The 21,973-nt window shown below is 28.3% G+C and carries 19 protein-coding genes; 8 read left to right on the top strand and 11 right to left on the bottom strand.

Annotated features, from left to right (window positions below):
* Positions 1 to 115: 115 nt before the first annotated feature.
* The 6 genes from KI686_RS07575 to miaB all read right to left on the bottom strand — a co-directional run bounded on the left by KI686_RS07575 (position 116) and on the right by miaB (position 5,072).
* Complete coding sequence (locus KI686_RS07575; RefSeq protein WP_237588669.1) at positions 116 to 391, bottom strand: co-chaperone GroES; 276 nt, start codon at positions 389 to 391, stop codon at positions 116 to 118.
* Between the two features lie 182 nt (positions 392 to 573).
* Positions 574 to 900 carry a preprotein translocase subunit SecG gene (gene secG / locus KI686_RS07570; protein WP_237588668.1) on the bottom strand — a complete coding sequence of 109 codons (327 nt, stop codon included), beginning with the start codon at positions 898 to 900 and terminating at the stop codon, positions 574 to 576.
* Positions 897 to 1,679 (bottom strand): DUF8458 domain-containing protein, encoded by a 783-nt coding sequence (locus KI686_RS07565; RefSeq protein WP_237588667.1) that lies wholly within the window; start codon positions 1,677 to 1,679, stop codon positions 897 to 899. The genes secG and KI686_RS07565 overlap by 4 nt, the downstream gene beginning before the upstream one ends.
* Complete coding sequence (locus KI686_RS07560) at positions 1,673 to 2,179, bottom strand: LptE family protein (protein WP_237588666.1); 507 nt, start codon at positions 2,177 to 2,179, stop codon at positions 1,673 to 1,675. The genes KI686_RS07565 and KI686_RS07560 overlap by 7 nt, the downstream gene beginning before the upstream one ends.
* Before the next feature lie 62 nt (positions 2,180 to 2,241).
* Positions 2,242 to 3,465 carry a sigma 54-interacting transcriptional regulator gene (locus tag KI686_RS07555; protein WP_237588665.1) on the bottom strand — a complete coding sequence of 408 codons (1,224 nt, stop codon included), beginning with the start codon at positions 3,463 to 3,465 and terminating at the stop codon, positions 2,242 to 2,244.
* Between the two features lie 149 nt (positions 3,466 to 3,614).
* Positions 3,615 to 5,072 carry a tRNA (N6-isopentenyl adenosine(37)-C2)-methylthiotransferase MiaB gene (gene miaB, locus KI686_RS07550; protein ID WP_237588664.1) on the bottom strand — a complete coding sequence of 486 codons (1,458 nt, stop codon included), beginning with the start codon at positions 5,070 to 5,072 and terminating at the stop codon, positions 3,615 to 3,617.
* 200 nt (positions 5,073 to 5,272) lie between these two features.
* Here miaB and topA point away from each other — a divergent pair, with 200 nt between their 5' ends.
* The 7 genes from topA to KI686_RS07515 all read left to right on the top strand — a co-directional run bounded on the left by topA (position 5,273) and on the right by KI686_RS07515 (position 14,723).
* Entirely contained in the window at positions 5,273 to 7,804 is a 2,532-nt protein-coding gene (topA, locus tag KI686_RS07545; protein ID WP_237588663.1) for a type I DNA topoisomerase, read from the top strand.
* 33 nt (positions 7,805 to 7,837) lie between these two features.
* Positions 7,838 to 8,998: a formimidoylglutamase gene (locus tag KI686_RS07540; RefSeq protein ID WP_237588662.1), complete on the top strand. Its 1,161-nt coding sequence runs from the start codon at positions 7,838 to 7,840 to the stop codon at positions 8,996 to 8,998.
* Between the two features lie 106 nt (positions 8,999 to 9,104).
* Positions 9,105 to 10,466, top strand: coding sequence for a T9SS ring complex lipoprotein PorK/GldK (gene porK, locus KI686_RS07535; RefSeq protein WP_237588661.1), 1,362 nt, complete (start codon positions 9,105 to 9,107; stop codon positions 10,464 to 10,466).
* Positions 10,467 to 10,488: 22 nt separating this feature from the next.
* Positions 10,489 to 11,133, top strand: a complete 645-nt coding sequence (gene porL / locus KI686_RS07530) for a type IX secretion system motor protein PorL/GldL (RefSeq protein WP_237588660.1) — start codon at positions 10,489 to 10,491, stop codon at positions 11,131 to 11,133.
* A 46-nt stretch (positions 11,134 to 11,179) separates the two neighbouring features.
* Complete coding sequence (porM, locus tag KI686_RS07525; protein WP_237588659.1) at positions 11,180 to 12,706, top strand: type IX secretion system motor protein PorM/GldM; 1,527 nt, start codon at positions 11,180 to 11,182, stop codon at positions 12,704 to 12,706.
* A 17-nt stretch (positions 12,707 to 12,723) separates the two neighbouring features.
* Positions 12,724 to 13,578 (top strand): type IX secretion system ring subunit PorN/GldN, encoded by an 855-nt coding sequence (gene porN, locus KI686_RS07520; protein ID WP_237588658.1) that lies wholly within the window; start codon positions 12,724 to 12,726, stop codon positions 13,576 to 13,578.
* Between the two features lie 83 nt (positions 13,579 to 13,661).
* Positions 13,662 to 14,723 carry an NAD(P)/FAD-dependent oxidoreductase gene (locus KI686_RS07515; RefSeq protein WP_237588657.1) on the top strand — a complete coding sequence of 354 codons (1,062 nt, stop codon included), beginning with the start codon at positions 13,662 to 13,664 and terminating at the stop codon, positions 14,721 to 14,723.
* Positions 14,724 to 14,860: 137 nt separating this feature from the next.
* Here the strand turns inward: KI686_RS07515 and KI686_RS07510 are convergent, their stop codons facing one another.
* The 4 genes from KI686_RS07510 to KI686_RS07495 all read right to left on the bottom strand — a co-directional run bounded on the left by KI686_RS07510 (position 14,861) and on the right by KI686_RS07495 (position 17,997).
* Complete coding sequence (locus KI686_RS07510; RefSeq protein WP_237588679.1) at positions 14,861 to 14,962, bottom strand: hypothetical protein; 102 nt, start codon at positions 14,960 to 14,962, stop codon at positions 14,861 to 14,863.
* A gap of 29 nt (positions 14,963 to 14,991) precedes the next feature.
* Positions 14,992 to 15,486 (bottom strand): response regulator, encoded by a 495-nt coding sequence (locus KI686_RS07505; RefSeq protein ID WP_237588656.1) that lies wholly within the window; start codon positions 15,484 to 15,486, stop codon positions 14,992 to 14,994.
* On the bottom strand, positions 15,483 to 17,492 hold the full coding sequence (locus KI686_RS07500; protein ID WP_237588655.1) for a tetratricopeptide repeat-containing sensor histidine kinase: 2,010 nt from the start codon (positions 17,490 to 17,492) through the stop codon (positions 15,483 to 15,485). The genes KI686_RS07505 and KI686_RS07500 overlap by 4 nt, the downstream gene beginning before the upstream one ends.
* A 115-nt stretch (positions 17,493 to 17,607) precedes the next feature.
* Positions 17,608 to 17,997 (bottom strand): DUF983 domain-containing protein, encoded by a 390-nt coding sequence (locus KI686_RS07495; protein ID WP_237588654.1) that lies wholly within the window; start codon positions 17,995 to 17,997, stop codon positions 17,608 to 17,610.
* A gap of 75 nt (positions 17,998 to 18,072) precedes the next feature.
* Here KI686_RS07495 and KI686_RS07490 point away from each other — a divergent pair, with 75 nt between their 5' ends.
* Positions 18,073 to 19,992: an ABC-F family ATP-binding cassette domain-containing protein gene (locus tag KI686_RS07490; RefSeq protein ID WP_237588653.1), complete on the top strand. Its 1,920-nt coding sequence runs from the start codon at positions 18,073 to 18,075 to the stop codon at positions 19,990 to 19,992.
* A gap of 70 nt (positions 19,993 to 20,062) precedes the next feature.
* On the opposite strand, the gene KI686_RS07485 is transcribed toward KI686_RS07490, so the two are convergent.
* Positions 20,063 to 21,805 carry an amidohydrolase family protein gene (locus KI686_RS07485; RefSeq protein WP_237588652.1) on the bottom strand — a complete coding sequence of 581 codons (1,743 nt, stop codon included), beginning with the start codon at positions 21,803 to 21,805 and terminating at the stop codon, positions 20,063 to 20,065.
* Between the last annotated feature and the right edge of the window lie 168 nt (positions 21,806 to 21,973).

Genomic DNA, 21,973 nt, shown 5'->3' with positions numbered 1-21,973 from the left:
AATTAGAAATTAATATGTTTTTAATTAGAAATTAATATGATTTTAGTTAAAAAATATTATTCTAAACTTATTTTTAATTTTTACAGGTGATTAAAAAACCAACAGTAAATAGTTTTTAAACGATTGCTAAAATATCAGATTCACGCATCATTAAATAATCTACGCCATCTAATTTTAGATCTGTACCACCGTATTTACCATATAAAACGGTGTCACCAACTTTAACAGTTAAAGGTTCGTCTTTCTTTCCGTTTCCAACGGCAACAACGGTTCCTTTTTGTGGTTTTTCTTTTGCATTATCTGGTATAATTAATCCAGACGCTGTTTTTGTTTCTGCTGGAGCAGGTTCTACAAGAACTCTGTCTGCTAAAGGTTTAATGTTTAATCCCATTTTTTATAAATTTTGATTAATTAAATTATTTTTTACGTTTTATAATTTGTCAGAAATTGTGCCATTAAATTATAACTGACAATTTTTCTTTGATTGATTTTATTGTTAATTTTTGGACATAAAAAAATGCCAACGTGTCATTTTCGTTGGCATTTTTTATAATAGATAAAAACGGATAGTTATTATAAGCTATCGTTTGTATTTGTTACAGGTTGCTCTACAGGTGTTGTAGTTTCTATACCTTCTAAAGTGTTGTCTAATTGAATTCCGTCTCCACTTCTAGGAATTGCAAAATTTGCTAATAAAATTAAGGCAAACATAGCAATAGCTAAAGTCCAAGTAGATTTGTCTAAAAAGTTATTAGTGTTTTGTACACCTCCTAAAGATTGTGCTCCACCACCGCCAAATGAAGAAGATAAACCTCCTCCTTTAGGGTTTTGTACCATTACCATTAATATTAAAGCTAAAGCTACAATTAGAATTAGTATTAGAAAAGCTGTATAACTCATGATTTATTTTTTTGTAAAATTTGTATTCTTTTTATTTGGTCTGCAAAGTAACCACTTTTTTCCGGATATTTCAAACTTAAAATTCTATTAGCTTGTATTGCATTATCATACTTCTTTTGCTCTAAGTACACTTTAGCCAATGTTTCTGTCATTAACAAAGAATCTGGTTTGTTTTTTTCTACTGTAGCAACTATGGTTTTGTCTTTTGCTAAAGGTTTTATTTTTGGGTTATTTTCTATAAATTTATCTATAAGTATTTCTTTTATAGTTGGTTTTTCTATTTTTTCTTTAGTTTCTCTAACAATAGGTTTTTTGGTAGAAAGTTGTAACCATTCACTAAACGAGTAATTTTCTGATGATGAAAAAGAAATTGGTTTTCCTATTTCTAACTCTTCTTTTATTTCATCAACTTTTGTAATTTCATTTGTCGTTTTTTCAGAAGAAGGTTCAGTAACTTTAGTCGTTTCAGTTTGTTTTTCTGTAACTGTTACTTTTGTTATTTTATCTGAAACAAGTTGATGAATATTTTTTTCTTCGTTATTAAAATTACTGGCAGTAATATAATTAAACAAAACAGTTCTGTCTGCAGTGTAAGAAGCTGTAGTTTTTAGTTCATTATTATATTTAAAGCTATCTTGATTTTTTAATCCTTTTAAATAAAGAGCTCTAGCCGCTTGAAAATAAGGGAATTTATTAATAATAGATTTTAATTCAGCAGTTTCTAATTGATGAATGTTTTGATTGTTTTCTAAGATTTCTATAAATTTTGATACTACCATTTAGCAACCGAAGCATTAAAAATATCTTGTGTTAGTCTTTCTATAATTTCTTCTAAAGCAGCGTCTAAAACACTACCAGTAAGTTGTGCATCTGCTGCAAAATCTGAGTAAAAAGAAAATTGTTTTTCAAAATTATCTTTTTCTACTAATTTATTTTCAAACCTAACATTAACAGTTATTGTTAATCTGTTTTGTGCGGCTGTTTGGTCTGATGTAGCACTCATTGGTGTTACTCTATAGTTTGTTATTTCTCCGCTAAAGTATAAATCTCCATTAGATTTTACAGTTGTTAAGTTTGTTTGACGAGTAAATAAGTCTATTAATTCTTGTGTGAAAGTTTGACTTAAACTTGGCTCTACTAATGCAGCTTGATTAGGAAAAAAATCTATTTGTAATGTTTTAGCGTCTCCTGTACTTCCTCCAGTAAAAGAGTAGGCACCGCAAGCTATAAAAAACAAAAGACTTATAAAAAAGGATGCGATGTAAAATATTTTTTTCATAAAAAATTACTTTTTTAGATAAGTTTATAAAAAACAAACTTACTTTATAATTATAAGGTTTTTTATAAATCGTATTGCTTAATTTTTCGATATAGAGTTCTTTCTGAAATACCGAGTTCTTTGGCAGCTAATTTACGTTTATTACTATTTTTTTCTAGAGATTTTTTTATCATTTCTATCTCTTTGTCTTGTAAAGATAGAGATTCGTCTTCTTCAATAGTCTCAATAAAATCATAATCTTTTTCTGTAGAATGGTTTTTAGGAATGTTTAAAACTTCTATATCACTTTCCCTTAATTCTTTGTCGCTGTAAATTTTTTCTAACAAGTGATGATTTTCTTGCTGAACTTCTTCTACATTTCCATTCTTCATTAAATCTAAAGTTAACTTCTTTAAATCGTTAATATCGTTACGCATATCAAATAAAATCTTATACATGATATCTCGCTCTGTAGAAAAATCATTTTCTTTTTTAGCGCCAACAACAGCTGGTAAATTACCTTTGTTATTAGGTAAATACTGTTGTAGTTTAATTGCAGAAATAATTCTATCTTCTTCTATAACAGAAATTTGTTCTGCTAAATTTTTAAGTTGACGAATATTACCTGGAAAATGATAGTTTAATAATAGATTTACAGCATTTTCATCTAAACGGATAGATGGCATTCTATATTTTTGAGCAAAATCTGAAGCAAATTTTCTAAATAATAAATGAATATCTTCGTTACGATCTCTTAATGCAGGTAAATTAATTTCTATAGTACTTAACCTGTAATATAAATCTTCTCTAAATTTATCTTTTTGGATAGCAGCTTGCATGTTTACGTTAGTTGCAGCTACAATTCTAACATTTGTTTTTAATACTTTAGAAGAACCAACTTTAATAAATTCTCCGTTTTCTAAAACACGTAACAAACGTACTTGTGTAGTTAAAGGAAGTTCTCCTACTTCATCTAAAAAAATAGTTCCTCCATCTGCAACTTCAAAATAACCTTTTCTGTCTTGTGTTGCACCTGTAAAAGACCCTTTTTCATGCCCAAAAAGTTCACTATCTATTGTACCTTCTGGTATTGCACCACAGTTTACTGCTATGTATTTTGCATGTTTTCTATGAGATAAAGAATGTATAATTTTAGGAATACTTTCTTTACCAACACCACTTTCTCCGGTAACTAAAACGGAAATATCTGTAGGTGCAACTCTCACAGCTTTTTCTAAAGCTCTGTTTAGTTGAATATCGTTACCAATAATTCCGAAACGTTGTTTTATTGCTTGTAAGTTTTCCATATAGCCCATTTAATTCCCCCGAAGGGGAAATACTCATTTCTTTTACTTTTTAAATTAAACGAAACAACACATCTTGTCTCTTTTTAATTTTGAATTTTTTTACCCACAATAATTTTATCCTCTTTTATAAAATTAAGAATGGCATGTTTTTAATTATTATCAGAATACCCAATAACAGTACCTTTTAATGTAGCAGATGTACAATCATCTATTTTTACCATTACAAAATCACCTAATTTATATTCACCTTTAGCAAAAACGGCAACTGTGTTTTGTGAGTTTCTTCCTTTCCATTCATTAGGATTTTTCTTAGAAGTACCTTCAATTAAAAATTCTTCTATTTTTCCTAAATGTTGTTGTGTTCTGTATAAAGAGTGTTCTTGTTGTAAATTGATAACTTCTTGTAATCTACGTTTCTTAACTTCATTTGGTATGTTGTCATCCATTTTTTTACCAGCCAAAGTTCCTGGTCTTTCTGAGTAAGCAAACATAAAACCAAAATCGTATTTTACATATTTCATTAACTCTAAAGTATCTTGATGATCTTGTTCTGTTTCGTTACAAAAACCAACAATCATATCTTGAGATAAAGCCATTTCTGGAATAATTTTATAGATATTATCTACCAATTCCATATATTCTTCTCTTGTATGTTGTCTATTCATAGCTTTTAACATGGCATTACTTCCACTTTGTACTGGTAAGTGAATGTATTTACAAATGTTTTTGTGTTTTGCCATAGTGTAAATTACATCTAAGCTCATGTCTTGCGGATTAGATGTAGAAAAACGGAACCTAGTTTTTGGAAATTTAGTAGCGCACATATCTAATAATTGTGCAAAATTAACAGCAGTAGCTTGTGCCATTTCAGAAGCCTTATTAAAGTCTTTTTTTAATCCGCCACCATACCAAAGAAAGCTATCTACATTTTGACCTAATAAAGTAATTTCTTTATAGTTTTTATCTACCATAGATTGTATTTCTTCTAAAATACTTTTAGGATCTCTACTTCTTTCGCGTCCACGTGTAAAAGGTACCACACAAAAGGTACACATATTATCACATCCTCTTGTTATAGAAACAAAAGCAGATACACCATTAGAGTTTAAACGAACTGGAGCAATATCTCCATAAGTTTCTTCTTTAGATAAAATTACATTAACAGCGTCTCTACCATCATTTACTTCTTCTAGTAAATTTGGTAGATCTTTATAGGCATCTGGACCAACAACTAAATCAACAATTTTTTCTTCCTCTAAAAATTTTTCTTTTAAACGTTCTGCCATACAACCTAAAACACCAACTTTCATCTTCTTATTAGATTGCTGTTTTACTCTATTGTATTTTTGTAATCTTTTACGAACAGTTGTTTCGGCTTTTTCTCTAATAGAACAAGTATTTACAAGAACTAAATCTGCTTCTTCTAAAACTTGAGTTGTATTATAACCTTGTTTATCTAAAATAGCAGCAACAATTTCGCTGTCATTCATATTCATTTGACAACCATAGCTTTCTATGAATAATTTTTTAGAATTTTCTTTTTTATTTTCGGTTACAAGAGCTTTACCTTGTATTTTTTCGTTTATGATTTTTTCTACTTGTTCCATCTCTCAATTTATCATTTGAAGGTGTGCAAAGATACAACCAAATTTGATTTTTTGTGACAAATTGGCAGAAAAATAATATGGTATTTCAATAAATTATTGACTGAAAATTGACGAAAAAATTTTTTTTAACAAAAAACTGACTACTTTTGCAATCTAAAAATGTACGTTTTTAAGGCGTTTTAGCTATAAAAGAAAGATAAATGGCAAAAAATTTAGTAATAGTAGAGTCACCAGCAAAAGCAAAAACCATCGAGAAATTTCTTGGAAAAGAGTTTCAGGTAGAATCTAGTTATGGTCACATAGCAGACTTACCATCCAAAGAATTAGGGATTGATGTAGACGGGGATTTTAGTCCGAAATATATAGTTTCAGACGATAAAAAACCCGTTGTAAAAAAATTAAAAACTTTAGCTAAAAAAGCAGAAACTGTTTGGTTAGCAAGTGATGAGGATCGAGAGGGAGAAGCTATTGCATGGCACTTAAAAGAACAATTAAGTTTAGCTGATGAAAACACAAAACGTATTGTTTTTCATGAAATTACTAAAAATGCAATTTTAAAAGCAGTTGAAAATCCTAGAGATATAGACTATAATATGGTTAATGCACAACAAGCACGTAGAGTTTTAGATAGGCTTGTTGGGTACGAATTATCACCTGTTTTATGGCGTAAAGTAAAAGGGGGTTTATCTGCAGGTAGAGTACAATCTGTAGCTGTGCGTTTAATTGTAGAAAGAGAAAGAAGTATTCAAGAATTTAAAGCAGAAACACACTATAAAGTAACTGCAGAGTTTTCTAATGTAGATGGAAAAACATTTAAAGCAACAATTCCTAAAAATTTCGATTCTAAAAAATCTGCCGAAACATTTTTAAAATCTTGTACAGATGCCGATTTTTCTATTGCAGATTTAACAAAAAAACCAGCAAAAAAATCGCCAGCAGCACCATTTACAACATCAACATTACAACAAGAAGCCTCAAGAAAACTAGGGTTTCCGGTTGCAAAAACAATGCAAGTTGCACAACGTTTGTATGAAGCCGGTTTAATTACTTACATGAGAACAGATAGTGTAAACTTATCTGTAGATGCAAGAAATGCTGCCGAAGAAGAAATTACAAACTATTACGGAAAAGAATATAGTAAACAACGTGTTTTTAAATCTAAAGCAAAAGGAGCTCAAGAGGCCCACGAAGCTATTAGACCAACAAACATGAAAGCTCATTCTATAGATACAGAATATGATCAAAATAGATTATACGATCTAATTTGGAAAAGAACATTAGCATCTCAAATGAGCGATGCTCAATTAGAAAGAACTAATTTTAAAATAGCCAACTCTAAAAACGCTAAAATTTTTACAGCAAATGGTGAAATGATTAAGTTTGATGGTTTCTTAAAAGTGTATTTAGAGGGTAATGATAATGAAGATGAAGAGCAAACAGGGATGTTGCCAAATTTAAAGAAGGGAGAAGCTTTAAATTATGTGTTTATTAATGCAACACAAAGATTTACAAGTCCGCCTTATCGTTTTACAGAAGCATCTTTGGTAAAGCAATTAGAAGAATTAGGTATTGGTCGTCCGTCTACTTATGCACCAACAATTTCTACAGTTCAAAGAAGAGGTTATATAGAAAAAGGGCAAAACGAGGGTGTAGAAAGAGATTATGAACAAATGGTTTTATCTGAAGGTGTTTTAAAAAGTAACACTTTAACGGAAAAAACAGGATCGGATAAAAATAAATTAATACCTACTGATATTGGTAATATTGTAAATGACTTTTTAGTTGCAAACTTTTCTAATATTTTAGATTTTGGTTTTACAGCAAGAGTAGAATCTTCTTTTGATGATATTTCTGAAGGAGATGAAGATTGGATAGAAATGATAAAAGGTTTCTATAATAAGTTTCATGACAATGTAGAAGATGTTAAAGAAAATGCAGAAAGAGAAAGTGGTGAGCGTATTTTAGGTAAGCATCCAGAATCTGGTAAAACAGTTTTAGTTCGTTTAGGTAAATTCGGACCAATTGCACAGATAGGAGCGCCAGAAGACGAAGAAAAACAATTTGCAAGCTTAAATAAAGATCAGCATTTAGGTACAATTACTTTAGAAGAAGCATTAGAATTATTCTTGCTTCCAAAAACCTTAGGTACTTTTCAGGGAGAAGAAGTAATTGTTTCTAATGGTCGTTTTGGACCTTACATTCGCTTTGGTAAAATATTTGTTTCTTTAGCAAAAGGAGAAAACCCAATGGAGGTTGATTTGCCTAGAGCAGAAGAATTAATTGTTGCAAAACAAAAAGCAGATGCGCCAATTTATCATTACGAAGATTTACCTGTACAAAAAGGAGTTGGACGTTTTGGGCCATTTATAAAATGGAACAATATGTTTATCAACGTAAATAAAAAATATGATTTTGATAATCTTTCTGATGATGATATTATAGAGTTAATAGAAGTTAAAAAACAGAAAGAAATAGATAAAGTTATCCATAATTGGGAAGATGTTGGTATTCGTGTAGAAAAAGCTAGATGGGGGCGTTTTAATGTTTTAAAAGGTAAAATTAAAATAGAATTACCTAAAACAACAGAAATAGAGAAGCTTACCAAGGCCGAAGCAGAAAAAATGATAGAAGCCAAAGCACCCAAGAAAAAAGCAACAAAAAGGAAAACGCCAGCAAAAAAGAAGACTACTGCTAAAAAAACAACAACTAAAAGAGTTGCTAAAAAGAAGTAGAAACTTATTTTAATTATTTGTTAAATAAAATTGATGATTCAATATTTTTTATCTCCTGTAAAAGAAACAGTTTTAGAACATTTAGAGCAACAACCAAACCATTGTTTAGGTAACAAAATAAGAATTTATTCTGATGAAGATAATTTTCCTGATTTAGAAAATGTGCAATTAGCAATTCTTGGTGTTCAAGAAGATAGAAATTCTGCAAATAATTTTGGTTGTGGAGAAGGATTACATTTTATCAGAAAAAAATTATACGAATTATTCCCTGGTAATTGGCAAACAGAAATTGCAGATTTAGGAAATGTATTAAAAGGAAATGCAGTATCAGATACATATTTTGCGGTATCAGAAATTATTACATATTTATTAAAAAATAATATCATACCAATCATTATTGGTGGCGGTCAAGATATTACTTATGTAAATTATAGATCTTATGATAAATTAGAGCAAACTGTAAACATTACAGCTGTAGATAGTCGTTTTGATATAGGAGATATAGAAGATGCATTAACATCTCAATCTTACTTAAGTAAAATTATTATGCAAGAACCTAATAATTTATTTAACTACAGTAATGTTGGGTATCAAACTTATTTTAACTCTCAAGAAGAAATTCAACTACTGGAAAATTTGTTTTTCGATGCTTACAGACTAGGAAATGCAAAAGAATTAGAAAGTATAGAACCTGCTTTTAGAAATGCAGATATTGTTTCTATAGATATTGGTGCTATTAGACAGAGTGAAGCTCCTGCAAATAACAATGCATCTGCAAATGGTTTTTATGGAGAGGAGATTTGTGCAATTACTAGGTATGCAGGTATTAGTGATAAAGTTTCTTCTTTTGGTATTTATGAGTATAATTCTAAGTATGATAAAAATTACCAAACAGCAAGTTTAATTTCTCAAATGATTTGGTATTTTATAGAAGGAGTTAATTTTAGAGTAAAAGATTATCCTTTTTCCGGAAAAGAAAATTATCAAAAGTTTACAGTTTTAATGGAAAATGATGATTCTTTAGTTTTTTATAAAAGTAATAAATCTGGTAGATGGTGGATGGAGATAAAAATTCTTTCGGATAATAAATACAAAAGACATGCGTTAATACCATGTACATACAAAGATTATATAGATGCAACAAACCAAAATATTCCAGAAAGATGGTACAAGGCAATGAAAAAAATGCTATAAATTAAGAATATAATCAAAAACAATACGTTAAAAAACAGTTTCAAGATTGTATTTTAGCAAAAAAAATAATAGGTTTACGAACTTTTAGTAAATACAAAAATATAATATGAAAAAAGCAGCAGTGTTTGCACTTTTAATAACTATTTTCTTTAGTTGTGGCTCTAATGACAGAGGAGAATTAGTAGGGGTAAAATCTAAAAAGAAATGGTTTTCTGAAAAACCTTTTGGTATGGCTTTAATTCCTGGAGGGTCATTTACAATGGGTAAACAGGATCAAGATCTTATAGGTACTTTAAGTACGCCAACAAAAACAGTTACAGTTAGACCATATTATATGGATGAAACCGAAGTAACAAATAATGAATACAAAGAGTTTGTTTTTTGGGTAAGAGATTCTATTGTAAGAACAAAGTTAGCAAACCAAGCAGAGTTTGCAAGTTATATGACAATATCTACTAATAACGCTCCTAAAGGAGGGATACAAGATTTTAGATTTAAAGATACTGTTGCAAACTCAACTCCATACCAAAAATATATGTATGATAACTACTATAGTTTAGGTGTTGGTGTTGACTCTATAAAGCCATTAAATTGGGATCCAGACATTATTTGGGAAACAGAAAACTACCCAGATGCAGATTATGTAGAAGTAATGGATAGCTTATTTATTAAGAGAGGAGAAGCTGTTGATGGAGTTAGAATTTTTGATACAAAATATTTAAATTATAGATATTCTTGGTTTGATAGAGATAATGCAGCAAGAAAAGGAGGTAGTAGAAAAGATTTTATAAAAACAGAAGTATTAAATATTTATCCTGATACAACTGTATGGGTAAAAGATTTTAATTATTCTTATAATGATCCTATGCATCAAGATTATTTTCATCATCAATCTTATGGAGATTATCCTGTTGTTGGTGTAAATTGGGATCAAGCAAATGCTTTTTGTAATTGGAGAACAAAAAAGAAAAATGATTTCCTTAAAAATAAAAAGAATTCAACTTCTGTACCAAACTTTAGATTACCTACAGAAGCAGAGTGGGAGTACGCTGCTAGAGGTGGTTTAGAATTTGCAACTTATCCATGGGGAACAGGAAGTACAACAACAGATAGAGGTTGTTTTTTAGCAAACTTTAAACCAGTAAGAGGTAATTATGCTGCAGATGGAGCTTTGTATACAGTTGAAGCAAGGTCATATAATGCTAACGATTACGGACTTTACAATATGGCTGGTAATGTTTCTGAGTGGACAAGTACAGCATATAATTTGTCTTCTTATTATATGGCTTCAACAATGAATCCTAATGTAGAAGATAGAAGTAATAAAAGAAAAATAATAAGAGGAGGTTCTTGGAAAGATGTAGCATATTTCTTAGAAGTAAGTTCTAGAGATTATGAATATGCAGATACAGCTAGAAGCTATATCGGGTTTAGAACAGTACAAAATTATATAGGCACAACAAATTAATAAAAAAATAAATAAAAAAATTATGGCACAATCAAGATCATACAAAAAAATAATGAATTTCGTTTACGGAATGGGAGCTGCAGTTGTTATTATCGGAGCATTATTTAAAATTCAACATATTGAATTCCTTGGAATATCAGGAGGTATGATGTTAACAGTTGGTCTTTTAGTAGAAGCTTTTGTTTTTGCTGTTTCAGCTTTTGATACACCAGAAGAAGACTTTGATTGGACAAAAGTATATCCAGAGCTAGAAGGCGGAGAAAGTTTAGCATCTTCTAAACCAGAAGAAAAGTTAGGTGCGCAAGGCTTGCTTTCTCAAAAAATAGATGATTTATTAAATGATGCTAAAATAGATGCAGATTTAATGAAGAAATTAGGAAGTAGCATGAAAAATTTTCAGAATGCAGCAGAAGGATTATCTTCTACTTCTACATCTGTAGCATCTACAAACAAATATAATGAGCAAGTTACTTTAGCTGCTGCTCAGTTAGAATCTTTAAATAACTTGTATAAAATACAAGTAGAAAATACAGGAAAACATACAGCATTAAATACAGCAGTTGTAGAAAATACAGAAAAATTACAAAAGCAAATGGCTGCTTTAGAAAAGAATTTATCTTCTCTAAACAGCGTTTATGGAGGAATGCTTTCTGCAATGTCTAAATAATAATAATTAGTTAATCGATAATATTATAACTTAAAAACTAATTAGAATGGCAGGAGGAAAAATGTCCGCAAGACAGAAAATGATAAACTTAATGTACTTAGTGTTTATTGCAATGTTAGCATTAAACATGAGTAAAGAAGTTTTATCTGCTTTTGGTTTTATGAATGAAAAGTTGACCGAAAATAATGCGTCAACAACAACTAAAAATAATGCAGCTTATGCAAACTTAGCAACCAAAGCAAGTGAGCAGACAGAAAAATTTGGAGAATTAAATGCTGATGCAATAAAAATTAAGCAATATTCTGCAGATTTTTATTCTTACTTAGAAGAGTTAAAATCTAAAATGACCGCTGATATCGAAGATAAAAGTGATTATGAAACGATGGATAAAACAACTTTTTTAGATGAATATTTTTTTAAAGGTGATAAATATACAGAAGAAGGTAAAGAGTTTTTAGATAAAATAAATTCTTATAGAACTAATGTAATTAACGTTTTAGGAGAAAATAGCAAATTCCAACCAATTTTAACTAAAAGATTTTCTACAAAAGACGTAACCAACAATGATGGGCAAACCATAAAATGGTTAGATTATAGATATAAAGGTTTTCCTTTAGTTGCATCGTTAACTAATTTAACACAAATACAGGCAGACATCAAAAACACAGAAAGTGATATTGTGTCAGATTTATTAGGTGGTAAAATGGAAGAAGCTTTATCTTTAAATAACTACAAAGGTATTGTTGCTTTAGAAAAGAATGCATATTTTGCTGGAGAAAAAGTTACGGGTAAAATTGTTTTAGGACGTTATGATGCTACAATGGTGCCAGATAATGTAACATTAAATGGTAAAGATTATGATAACATTCAGTCTGGTCAAGTAATTATAGATATGCCAGCTGGTAATGTTGGTAACCATGATATTAAAGGAACTATATCTTTTACACAAAATGGAGAAGTAGTAGAAGTGCCTTTCGAAAATTCATACTCTGTTATTCCAGAACCAAGCACAGCGGTTGTTTCTGCAGATAAAATGAATGTAGTATATAGAGGTTTAAACAACCCTATTTCGGTTTCGTTACCAGGTGTTAGTGATAATAATTTAAGAGTTTCTGCAACAGGTGGTACTTTAACAGGTAGTAAAGGTAAATATATATTAAAACCAAGTAGTGGTAATACAGCAGTTATTAATGTTAGTGCAACCTTAAGTAGTGGAAAAACTGTTAATTCTAAAGCAACTTTTAGAATTAAAGATATACCTGCAGCAATGGGTTCTGTAAGAGAACAATATGGTACTGTTAGAATGCCAAAATCAGGTTTATCAAATGCACCAATTGCAGCAGGATTACCAGATTTTGAATTCGATTTAAAGATTAATGTTACTGGATTTAAAATTAAAGTTCCGGGTCAATTAGCTATTATTGTTAACGGGTCTAAATTAAGTGCAGCAGCAAAGCAAAAACTAGCAAAAGCTAAAAGAGGAGATATAATTAATATCTTTGATATTAAAGCAACAGCTAATGGGTATAACTTAAAAAAAGTATTACCTGTTAATATAGAATTAACAAACTAGAAGTTAAAAAATAGAATATGTTTAAAAATTGTTTAATATTATTTTTCGCTTTAATTATTGGTGGTTCAGTAAATGCCCAACAAGGCATTTTGAATGCTAAAAGTGTTAGTGAAATAGGAATGAAAAATGAAGAACAAGCAGCTGCAGATAAAGAAGGGCCTATCCCTTATGGTTATGTAGATGATAGAGATGTTTTGTGGTCTAAAGTAGTTTGGGAATTTGTAGATTTAAATCAAAAAATAAATTTACCATATTATTTCCCTATAGATACTACAAATATTTCTTCTGATAGAAGATCATTGTTTGATACTTTAATGAGAGGAATTAAACAAGGAAAAATAAAAGAAGCTTATACAGATTCTTATTTTACTTCTAAAATAACTAAAGATGAAATAGACTCTAGGTTAATAAGTGTTAGAGAAGAAGGTGGATATAGAGATACAATTAGACTTCAAACACAAGATGTTGCTGGTTATATGATTAAAGGAATGTGGTATTTTGATAAACGACAAGGTGAATTAAAATATAGACTTTTAGCTTTAGCGCCAATGGGTAAAGATGTGCAAACTATTGGTGTACAGGATATAGAAGATGATAATTTATATGAATTATTTTGGATTTTCTTTCCAGAGGCAAGAGGCGTTTTACACGATGCTAAAGTTTTTAATCCACAGAATGCATCTCAACCAATTTCTTTTGATCATTTGTTAAATGCTAGAAGGTTTAGCAGTACAATTGTAAGAGAAGAAAATATTTATGGTAATAGAGCTATTACAGATTATGTGAGAGGTAATTCTCTTTTTCAATTATTAGAAGCAGATAAAATTAAAGAAGGTATTAGAAATAGAGAAATTGATATGTGGAATTACTAGATGATTCTTTTCTAATAAAATATTATTATAAAGCGTTCTAAATTTTAGAACGCTTTTTCTTTTTTAATACGTATTTTTACTTTGTGAATGTAGATTATATTATAGTAGGTTTAGGTTTAGCTGGTTTGGCTTTTGCAGAAGAATTATTTAATGCAAATAAAACTTTTATTGTTTTTGAAGATGATTCTCAAACGTCTTCTTTAGTGGCTGGTGGAGTTTATAATCCTGTTATATTAAAGAGATTTACACCTGTTTGGAATGCTGAAAAACAATTGGAAATTGCGTTACCTTTTTATGAAAAAATAGAAAAAAAACTTAATATAACTGTAGATGAAAAATTTGTTATCAAAAAAGCTTTTAAATCTATAGAAGATCAAAATAATTGGTTTGCAGCATTAGATAAACCAAGGTTGATGCCTTATTTAGATCAAAAATTAGATACTAATTCTTACAGTGGTGTTTTAGCTGATTTTAATTTTGGTAACGTAAAAGGTACTGGTAGAATTAACACCAATAAATTAATAAAAGCATACAGATTATATTTAGAATCAGAAAATTTAATTCATTTTGAAAAATTTGAATACAAAGAAATAGTTTTAAAGGAAAAATCTGTAAGCTATAAAGATATTACAGCTTCTAAAATTGTTTTTTGTGAGGGTTATGGAATCAAACAAAATCCATATTTCAATTATCTACCATTAAACGAAGCAAAAGGAGAGTTACTTACTATTCATGCACCTAAATTAAATATCGATTTTTTATTAAAATCAACACTTTTTATACTTCCTTTAGGTGATAATTTATACAAAATTGGTGCAACCTTTAATTGGAAAGATAAAACACCAAATCCTTCTGAAGAAGGAAAAGAAGAATTGATAGAAAAATTAAAGAAAGTTATTGATGTTCCTTATACAATTGTAAATCAAACGGCAGGTATAAGACCTACTGTTATAGATAGAAGACCTTTAGTAGGTGTGCATCCAAATAATACTCAATTAGTTGTTTTAAACGGTTTAGGTACAAGAGGAGTTATGATTGGGCCAACGGTTGCTAAAAACCTTTTTAATCACTTAGAAAAAGAAGAGGCTTTAGATAGAGAAATAGATATAAATAGGTTTAAAAATAAAAAACAGTCGATTTCGTAAGAAAAAGACTGCTTTTTTGGGGGAAATGCAAGTCACTTTAATAAGTGAGTCTACTTAAAATATTGCTTTTTTAAGTACTTCAAAGAAACAATTTTTATTTAAAAAAGTACTGGGTATCAATACCCAAAAAGAAACAATTAATAAAAAAGATGTTTGTTTTTTTGTACCCAAGTAGTTAAAGATCCTGTTCTTTGATCTAAATTAAGTTTAGTAATAACTCTACTACGGTGTTTTTCTATTGTTCTAGGAGAAGTAAATAGTATATGACCTATTTCTTTGTTTTATGCTTAGCTATGAGCTTAAGTATGCGTCTTTCTGTTAAAGTTAACTCTTTTAAAATATTATCATTTTCTTCTGTAAAACCAATGTGATTTTTTACTTGTTTGCTAAAGTATGGAGATCCATTTTTTACAGAGTCTATACAAATTTCAATTTCTTGTAAGGCAAATTCTTTTAAAAGGTAACCATAAATATTTAATTTTTTAGATTTTAGATATAAATCTATTTCTTTATGAAGAGTAATAAGAATGATTTTGGTTGAAATATTATTTTTTTTGCATTCATCTGCAATTTCAATTCCTGTTAAATTAGGCATTTCAACGTCTAAAATTGCTATATTAGGTTTTTCTTTAATAATAAAATTTAATGCAGATTGTCCATCATTTGCGGTGCCAATTACATTCATTTTTTTTTCTACTAAGATATCTTTTAACCCTTTTATTAAAATAGGGTGGTCATCGGCTATAAATATTGTGGGGGTCATTTTATAGGAAATAAGATGTTAATTGTTGTTCCGGAATTTTTATCAGAGATTATTTTTAATTGTCCTTTTAAAAATTTTACACGTTCTATAATTGTTTTTAAACCAAGACTTTTTTTATCATTGCTTTTTTCAACATAATTAAAACCAATTCCGTTGTCTTGGATGATAATTTTAATATTCTTTTTTATTATGTGTAAGCTTACCTTTGCAGAATCTGCTTTAGAGTGTTTAATAACATTAGAAAGGCATTCTTGTACAATTCTAAAAATATTTACTTCTTGGTCTATGTTTAGAGTATTGTCTATATTATCTAAATTACCAAAAATAAATATCTGACTGTTAGCATCAAGTTTACACATAAGGTTTTCTAAAGCACTAGTTATACCAATACCTTTTAATTGAAAAGGATATAATGCTCTTGCTATATTTCGCATTTCTTCTAAAGCATCATTAATTAACTCTTCTGCAGAATCATCATTAAAAGGAGCAATTTTATTTTTTATTAATAATAGACTATGGCCAACACCATCATGTAAATCTTTTGATATTCTTTTTCTTTGTTCTTCTTGTGCAAGTAATAATTTTTGAGAAAAATCAATTTGCATTTTTCTCTTTTTTATAAAAATAAGTCGATTCCAATACAGGTATATGATGATAAATAAAAGGATAAAAAAAATAATAATAAAAATGATAAACTGTTTTTTTGACTTATTTGTTTTTTCTAAAAGCCTTATTCTTTCATTTTTTTGTTGTTCTTCTTTTTCTTTTTTTGCTAAAGTTTGATAATAATTTATTAAACTTATTTTATTTAAATTGGTTATAGAGTCTCTAATTTTAGAATATGATTGATAGTAATGTAAAGCATTTTTAAAATCATTATTTTTAATGTATATGCTATAAATTAATTTATTTAACTCCTTTTTTGATTCTAAATCTCCATGATTTTTAATCTCTAATAATGTTTTTTTTGCTAGACTAAGAGCTTCAGAATGTTGATTGTTTTTAAACAGAAAAAAACTTTTTATTTTGTTAAAAAAATCTATACTCAAATGATTTTTCTTCTTATTAATTTCAAAAGAAGCTTTGTTTAGATATTTTTTTGCTTTGTCTAAAGTTTCGTTTTCAATATAGTATTTAGCAATTGCTGTTTGATAATAAGGAATAAAACCATCATTATCTTTACTTTCTCTTTTATTTTTTAAAGCTTTAAATAAATAATATTTATACTTTTTAATATTACCTACTTCTTTATAATTAATTGCTAAATTGTAATAATTAGAGGTTAAACCTGTATTGTAATTAGTAGATTCTTTTTCATTAATAATTTTTATTAGTTTATCAATTGCAATTCTATTTAGCCCAATTTTACTATAGATAGAAATAATAGCTGTTTTAATAAAAAAAGTATATTCAATGTCGTTTAATTTTTCGTAGAATCTAGCCGCTAATTCATAATTTTTAATAGCTTCTATAAAATTATTTGTTTTAACAAAAATTTGACCTTTTAAAAATATTGCATCAGCTTTAAAAAGTGAATCTTTTTTTTTGTTACTATAAGTATTTATAGAAGTATTACAATTTTTTAAAGCTTTTACATAATCGTCTTTATTGTAATATGCTCTTGCTTTTTTTTGAAAAAGATTAGCTAATAGATAAGCTTCTGTAATCTTATTTTTATGTTTTTCTATTTTATTTAATAAAAGTAATGCCAGGTCTGGCTCATTAAACTCTATTTCAATAAAAGAACACCAGGTTAGCACTTTAGAAGCAGCTGTGTTATATTTTTTTAATTCTAAAACAATTGCTAAATATCTTTCTGTAAGATTAGAAAAATATTCTATATCTTTTGTTTTATTAATTAAACTATCTAGTTGTTTAAGCTGTAATTTTCTGGTTTCTTCTGAGTTTTTTGTGTAGTTAGTTTCTATTATGAGGTTACTTTTGTTAATAGAGAATATATAAGAGGATAAAAAAAATAATAAAAAAAATTTTTTTATTTGTTTCATAGAGGGATTTTTGACTAAACACAAAAATCGCAAAAAAAACGTTAAAAGAATGGGGGTTAATACCCTAAATAAAGGTTTGTTGAAATTTATTTACCTATGTTCTTTCTAGTTAAGTTTATTTTTTGTTACTAGTAACTTCTGTTTTATAAGAAACAAACATATTTATCCAAATAATTCTAGCTAAACGCATATTAATTGGTGCCAAAATAAGTAATACAATTACAATTGCAGCAAAGCTCTGTAAAAGTGTTAAGCTAAAAAATATAGCAGCAATTACAAAAGTAGCAACAGAAACGGCTACAGTAATACCATAATTTACATACATAGCACCATAGAAAAAAGAAGGTTCCATCATGTATTTTAAATTACACTTAGGGCAATTTTCGTGTAGTTTGGTAACTTTACCTGGGTTGTAGGTTAATTTATGCTCAAAGAATTCACCTTCGTGACATTTTGGGCATTTATTGTTAAAAATACTATATAACTTGGTCCCTTTTTTAAACATAATAACCTATAAATTTATATACTTTTGCAAAGATAGAGTTTTAAACTTTTTTTTAAGTAACAATTATTACATTACATGTTAAACGTACATAACTTAACAGTTTCTTTTATGGGAACTGATTTATTTTCAGGAATTACTTTTAAATTAAACAAAGGAGATAGAATTGGTCTTATTGGTAAAAACGGAGCAGGAAAATCTACACTTTTAAAAGTGCTTTCTAAAGATATAGAAAGTAGTGGAGGTACAATGGCTTTTGATAAAGATGTTAAAATGGGGTTTTTAAGACAAGATATAGATTTTGTTGAAGGAAGAACCATTTTAGAAGAAGCATACCAAGCATTTGAAGAAATTAAAGAAATTGAATTAAAACTCGATGAAATTAATGAGCAACTTGCCACAAGAACAGATTATGAAAGTGAAGCATACACACAATTAATTCATGATTTAACAGACAATACAGAACGTTACGAGCTTCTTGGAGGTTATAATTACCAAGGTGATACAGAAAAAATATTACAAGGTTTAGGTTTTCAAAGAGAAGATTTTGATAAACTAACAGATACTTTTTCTGGTGGATGGAGAATGCGTATTGAGTTGGCTAAATTATTACTACAAAATAATGATATTCTTTTATTAGATGAGCCAACAAACCACTTAGATATAGAATCGATTATTTGGTTAGAAAACTTTTTAAAAGGTTATGCAGGTGCAATTGTATTGGTATCGCATGATAAAATGTTTTTAGATAATGTAACAAATAGAACTATCGAAATTTCTTTAGGTCAGATTTATGATTATAAAAAACCATATTCTCAATTTTTACTTTTAAGAGGAGAAATTAAAGAAAAACAGTTACAGGCTCAGAAAAATCAAGAAAAAGAAATAAAACAAAAACAGCAATTAATAGATAAATTTAAGGCTAAAGCTAGTAAAGCATCTATGGCACAATCTTTAATGAAACAACTAGATAAAGTTGAAAGAATTGAAGTAGATCAAGATGATAATGCTGCCATGAATGTGCGTTTTGCTATTTCTAAAGAACCAGGTAAAATTATTGTTGAAGCAGAAAACTTGTGCAAAAGCTATGGTGATAAACATGTTTTAGAAGGTATAGATTTATTGATTGAAAGAAATAGTAAAATTGCTTTTGTTGGGCAAAACGGACAAGGAAAATCTACGTTGGCAAAAATGATGGTTGGTGAAATTCCGTTTGAAGGAAGCTTAAAATTAGGCCATAATGTACAACTAGGATATTTTGCACAAAATCAATCAGAAGAATTACCGCCAGAAAAAACGGTTTTAGAAATCATGGAAGATGCTGCAACAGACACTAACAGAATGCGTGTTAGAGATATGTTGGGGTCTTTCTTATTTGGTGGCGATGCTGTGGATAAAAAGGCAAAAGTACTTTCTGGAGGAGAAAGAAATAGGTTAGCACTTTGTAAATTATTATTACAACCATTTAATGTTTTAATAATGGATGAGCCAACCAATCACTTAGATATTGCTTCTAAAACTGTTTTAAAAGAAGCATTAAATAATTTTAACGGAACGTTGATTGTGGTTTCTCACGATAGAGATTTTTTACAAGGGTTAACAACAACTGTTTATGGTTTTAAAGACAAAGAAATAAAAGAATATTTAGGTGATATTGATTATTTCTTAGAACAACATAAAATGGAGAGTTTGCGTGATGCAGAAAAAAGAACGGTTGTAAAAGAAGAAAAAACATCAGATAAAAAAGAAGCTTATCAATTATCTAAAGAGCAAGAAAAACAATTAAAAAAGCTAAAAAATAAGTTGTCTAATATAGAAACAGAAATTTCAAAATTAGAATCTGAAATTGAAAAAAGTGATTTAGAATTGGCAGAAAATTATGATGAAGTTTCTGCAAGACCTAACTTTTTTGAAAAATATAAAGCTAAAAAAGCAAAATTAGATACTTTAATGGAAGATTGGGAAAAAGTAGAAGCAGAGGTTTCTAATTTTTCATAATTTTAAAATCACAATAAAAAAAAACTCCTTTATTATTTATAATATAAAGGAGCTTTTTTTATTGATAGAATTAATTTCTTACAAAGTAAACTTTTTGAATTTTATTGTTTTCAATATGGTAAATTGCTGTAGCTTCTCTAATTACATTTTTAAATTGAACACGTTCTTTGTCTATAACAATATTTCCGTGTACAATTCTATTTTTCAATTCGCAATGTAGGTTGGTTATGTTTTTAAACATGTTTCCATATATTTTTCTCATTTTTTCTTTTCCTTTGTAATTTAAAGTATTCGGAAAAGTATAAACTTCTACATCATCTGCATAAGGTTCTAAAAAAGCTTCTATATTTCTAAGATTATAAGCGTTTAATTGACGCTGAGCTAAATCTCTGGGTGTATCTTTTAATATATCATTAGGGTTAAAAGCAATACCTTTATTAATAACAGTATGTATATCTGTTAGGTTGTTTATATTTTCTATAGGATTTTTATTTAAAAGAATTAGGTTTGCTTTTTTACCAATAGCAACACTTCCCAACTCTTTTTCTTTATCAAAAATTTTAGCACCGTTTATAGTAGAAGCTTCTATAATTTGCCAATTACTCATACCGCTTTTTTGCATTAACTCTAATTCTTTTATGTAAGAAGAAACATGTAAAGTACCAATATTACCAGCATCTGTACCTGTTGCAATTAATACACCTGCATTAGAAAGTGTTTTAAGATTTACCATACAAATAGAATCTGCTTTTTTTAAGTTGGCAATTCTATTAGGTTTGTTTAAACGTGTTTTGTAAGAGTTAACCAACAAAGTATCAGAAATGTGTTTTAAATCTAATAAAGAACCTAGTTGATAAGGATCTGCTGTTAATAACTCTTGGTTACTAAATTGCAATCTTTGTCCAAATGTTTTGCCATAACCTCCGCTTACTTGTAAAGTAGGAGAAAGAACGGTGTTGTTTTTCTTTAATAATTGTATAAATTCTTTCGATAAAATTTTATCCTTTACACTGTGTACTAAAAAATCAGCACCATTTTGTACAGCTAATTTTGCAGTAATTTCTTGTGTAGCATGTACTGCAACTTTTAAATTGTTTTTATGAGCTTCATTTATAACAGCTTTTACAATAGGTAAATTTTTACGAGCACTTTCTTCAATACTTAAACCATCTCTACCAGCTATATACCAAATTTTAATAAAGTCTGGTTTGTATTTTAATTGTTCTTTTACTCCATTAATACCATCATTAATATTTTCAGTTAAAATAAAAGGTTCATCATCTTTTAAGTTTTTATAAACTTCAGGTTCGTAAGTTGTTAAAAGCGGACCTGTAATAAAAATTTCTGGAGCAAAATCTTTATCAGTAAAAGTGTTGCGTTGCTCAAGAAAATTATAAGTTGCACCAACATCAATTAAAGTTGTTATTCCGTTTTTTAAATACCTTTTTAATTTGTTTTCCATATCAGCTTTTGCCAAAGCAATTTCTCCTTGGTAGCTAACATATTTTCTTAAATCTATAGCATCGGGTCTTGTGTACAATCCTCCATTTTGAAAAAAATGAATATGTGCATCTACCAAACCAGGCGCAATAAATTTATCAGTTCCATCAATAATAGTTGAGTTTTCTTTAATTGAAATTTTACTGTTTTTTTTGATGTTAGAAATTAAATTACCTGTAATTTCTATAGTTTGATTTTTAACTAGTTTTTGCTTTTCTACATCTACAATAGTTACATTTTTAATATAAGTTTGAGCAAAAATTGAGGATGAAAAGATTAAAAGCGTAAAGGATAATAAAAAGAATTTTTTCATTATATAATTTGTCTGTTAGATTATTAAAGTTGTGTTTAGCTAAGGTAAAAGTTTAATTTAATAAATTAAATAGAAGTAAAATTAATTGTTAGTTTTATTATTTTATAAGTGCATATAAATTTTTATTGATAGATAAACTAGTGTTAAATTTGTAATCTTATTTTTTAA

It is taken from the genome of Polaribacter sargassicola (genome assembly GCF_021991835.1).
GTDB classification, from domain to species: domain Bacteria; phylum Bacteroidota; class Bacteroidia; order Flavobacteriales; family Flavobacteriaceae; genus Polaribacter; species Polaribacter sargassicola.
The sequence above is the reverse complement of the archived record's forward strand: the minus strand, read 5'-3'. Positions and strand labels throughout refer to the sequence as shown.

What these genes read in the sequence shown, in the direction of transcription:
- KI686_RS07575 (WP_237588669.1), bottom strand. Translation starts at nt 391, where the DNA reads ATGGGATTAAACATTAAACCTTTAGCAGACAGAGTTCTTGTAGAACCT.
- secG (WP_237588668.1), bottom strand. Translation starts at nt 900, where the DNA reads ATGAGTTATACAGCTTTTCTAATACTAATTCTAATTGTAGCTTTAGCT.
- KI686_RS07565 (WP_237588667.1), bottom strand. Translation starts at nt 1,679, where the DNA reads ATGGTAGTATCAAAATTTATAGAAATCTTAGAAAACAATCAAAACATT.
- KI686_RS07560 (WP_237588666.1), bottom strand. Translation starts at nt 2,179, where the DNA reads ATGAAAAAAATATTTTACATCGCATCCTTTTTTATAAGTCTTTTGTTT.
- KI686_RS07555 (WP_237588665.1), bottom strand. Translation starts at nt 3,465, where the DNA reads ATGGAAAACTTACAAGCAATAAAACAACGTTTCGGAATTATTGGTAAC.
- miaB (WP_237588664.1), bottom strand. Translation starts at nt 5,072, where the DNA reads ATGGAACAAGTAGAAAAAATCATAAACGAAAAAATACAAGGTAAAGCT.
- topA (WP_237588663.1), top strand. Translation starts at nt 5,273, where the DNA reads ATGGCAAAAAATTTAGTAATAGTAGAGTCACCAGCAAAAGCAAAAACC.
- KI686_RS07540 (WP_237588662.1), top strand. Translation starts at nt 7,838, where the DNA reads ATGATTCAATATTTTTTATCTCCTGTAAAAGAAACAGTTTTAGAACAT.
- porK (WP_237588661.1), top strand. Translation starts at nt 9,105, where the DNA reads ATGAAAAAAGCAGCAGTGTTTGCACTTTTAATAACTATTTTCTTTAGT.
- porL (WP_237588660.1), top strand. Translation starts at nt 10,489, where the DNA reads ATGGCACAATCAAGATCATACAAAAAAATAATGAATTTCGTTTACGGA.
- porM (WP_237588659.1), top strand. Translation starts at nt 11,180, where the DNA reads ATGGCAGGAGGAAAAATGTCCGCAAGACAGAAAATGATAAACTTAATG.
- porN (WP_237588658.1), top strand. Translation starts at nt 12,724, where the DNA reads ATGTTTAAAAATTGTTTAATATTATTTTTCGCTTTAATTATTGGTGGT.
- KI686_RS07505 (WP_237588656.1), bottom strand. Translation starts at nt 15,486, where the DNA reads ATGACCCCCACAATATTTATAGCCGATGACCACCCTATTTTAATAAAA.
- KI686_RS07500 (WP_237588655.1), bottom strand. Translation starts at nt 17,492, where the DNA reads ATGAAACAAATAAAAAAATTTTTTTTATTATTTTTTTTATCCTCTTAT.
- KI686_RS07495 (WP_237588654.1), bottom strand. Translation starts at nt 17,997, where the DNA reads ATGTTTAAAAAAGGGACCAAGTTATATAGTATTTTTAACAATAAATGC.
- KI686_RS07490 (WP_237588653.1), top strand. Translation starts at nt 18,073, where the DNA reads ATGTTAAACGTACATAACTTAACAGTTTCTTTTATGGGAACTGATTTA.
- KI686_RS07485 (WP_237588652.1), bottom strand. Translation starts at nt 21,805, where the DNA reads ATGAAAAAATTCTTTTTATTATCCTTTACGCTTTTAATCTTTTCATCC.